The organism is Nonomuraea diastatica, assembly GCF_004349015.1.
Taxonomy (GTDB): Bacteria; Actinomycetota; Actinomycetes; order Streptosporangiales; family Streptosporangiaceae; genus Nonomuraea; species Nonomuraea diastatica.
In genome coordinates, this window is the sequence record NZ_SMKP01000466.1 from 1 (window position 1) to 477 (window position 477).

Here is a 477-nt window from a genome sequence, read left to right on the forward strand (position 1 = left end):
CGTGAACATGCAGTCGGCCCAGCGCCTCGATCAGGGCGCGGACCTCGTCACGGTCCCTACGCACCGCCGGGACGAACACCGCGTCCTCGACGCTCTGCTGCGCCAGCCCGGTCAGCACCCCATCCGGACCCACCTCCAGGAAGACGCTCGCCCCGCAAGCCGCCACCCCATCGGCGAACCGCACCGCACCCCGCACGTGCTCCACCCAGTAGGACGGGTCGGCCAGCCGGCCCGGCTCGGCCAGACGGCCGGTCACGTTGGAGACGACCGGGATCGTCGGCTCATGGAAGCCGAGACCACTGATCGCCTCGGCGAACTCCGCCAGCATCGGCTCCATCAACGGCGAATGGAACGCATGCGAGACCCGCAACCGGCGCGTACGCACCTGCGCCCGGCCCTCGATCTCCGCGATCGCCGCCTCGTCACCCGACACCACCACCGCGGCCGGACCATTCACCGCCGCGATCCCGGCCCGGT

The 477-nt window shown here is 71.7% G+C and carries 1 protein-coding gene; it reads right to left on the reverse strand.

Features of this window, described 5'->3' with window-relative positions:
- A partial coding sequence (locus E1294_RS52190) for an acyltransferase domain-containing protein (protein ID WP_220448466.1) occupies nt 1–457 on the reverse strand: 457 nt, incomplete at its 3' end.
- Between the last annotated feature and the right edge of the window lie 20 nt (nt 458–477).